Origin of the sequence: Streptomyces sp. NPDC050121 (assembly GCF_044460385.1) — a bacterium.
Classification (GTDB): Bacteria; Actinomycetota; Actinomycetes; order Streptomycetales; family Streptomycetaceae; genus Streptomyces; species Streptomyces soliscabiei.
Genome location: NZ_JBITJV010000116.1, coordinates 1 through 1,432 on the forward strand (window position 1 = coordinate 1; position 1,432 = coordinate 1,432).

General features: G+C 73.3%; 1 protein-coding gene. It reads left to right on the top strand.

Translation table 11 applies throughout. The annotated features are described in order from the left end of the window. Window positions 1-320: 320 nt before the first annotated feature. Window positions 321-1,432 (top strand): AAA family ATPase (locus tag ACIBTS_RS49370; protein ID WP_399328561.1); only part of this gene is annotated, 1,112 nt, incomplete at its 3' end.

The window sequence follows — 1,432 nt, forward strand, 5'->3', positions numbered from 1 at the left end:
TGCTGGATGCGATGTGCCGGTTTGGTGTCAGTGGGTGGTGTCAGTGACGGCATGTCAGGTCAGGGTGTTTTCGCTGGTGGTGGGGTGTTGAGTGTGGGGAGTCACTGACATGGGGCGGTGTCTGGTGCCGTCGTGGCTGTCATGGGGCGGTACACCCTTGCCTGTTCCGCTGTCATGGGAACGGCACTTCTGATCCTTCGAGGGCCGGTCGGCGGCACGGTGGTCGGCGTCGGGTTTGTGCGTCGGGAGGGTGTGGGGTGGGGGAGCCGGGCGTGTGGGGTGAGGTCACGGCGGGGTTGAGGGTGTCCAGGCCGGTGTTGGTGGCGCGGCTGCTGGAGCTCGATGCGGCCGGGGCGTTGACCACGGCGCATGTGCGTGCGGGCGCGCAGGTCGGTGGGGTGAATGCGCGCACGGTGTGGCGCTGGCTGGATGCGGCGCGGACGGAAGGCCGTGTGGAGCGCAGGCCGCGGGCCCGGCTGGAGTTGTCCGAGCAGGCGTGGGAGGTGCTGGCGCAGGCGGGCGGGAACGTGTCGGTGCTGCACCGGCATTTGAAGGATGCCGGGGGAGAGGTGCCGTCGCTGGCGTCGCTGTACCGGGTGGTGCGGCGGGACCTGGAGGCCGGCAGGGTCTTGCCGGATCGCGTGGTGGTGCGGCGGGAGCGGGAAGAGCAGCGGACACGGCAGGCGCTGGCTGACCTTGCGCTGGCCGGGACGCGTGAGGACGGCGCGGCGAAGGCGGCTGCGCGACGGCCGCCGCACCCCGCGCCGGTGGCGTCCGCGGTCCTGCCGTCGGGGGAGGGCGGTGCGGTGGCGGGCGTGGTGTTGCCGGCCGGAGCGCAGTTGGTGGGGACGTCGTCGGTGCGGGCGGTGGCCGAGGCGGTCGGGCAGGCGATGGCGGCGGAGGGCTCGGTGTGTGTGTTCGGCGACCCGGGCCGGGGCAAGACCGTGGCCGTGCGGATGGCGCTCCACGAGGTGTCACCGGGCTGGAAGGTGACGTGGGTGCCGGTGCCGGTGCGCCCGTCGGTGGCCGGCATGCGGCGGGCGGTGTTCGACGCTCTGGGGCTGCCGGGCCGCTTCCCGCACACGTCGGCGCGGGCTGACGCCGTAGTCGCGGGGGCTTTGGGTGAGGCGCGGGTGCTGGTGGTCGATGAGGCGCAGCGCCTGCCTGTGCCGTGCCTGGAGTACCTGCAGAGCCTGTGGGACCACCCCGGCACGAGGATCACGCTGGTGCTGTGTGGGTCGGGCAGCGAGCGGGCGCTGGCCCGGCTGCCGCAGCTGGCGTCGCGGGTCGGCGGGTGGCAGGAGGTTCCGCGCCTGGCCGCAGCGGAAGTGGCGGCCGTGGTGACCGGCTTCCATCCGCTGTGGCGTACCGTCGCGGCCCCGGATCTGGCGTGGATCGACCGGTCGTGCGCCCACGGCGTGTTCCGCACGTG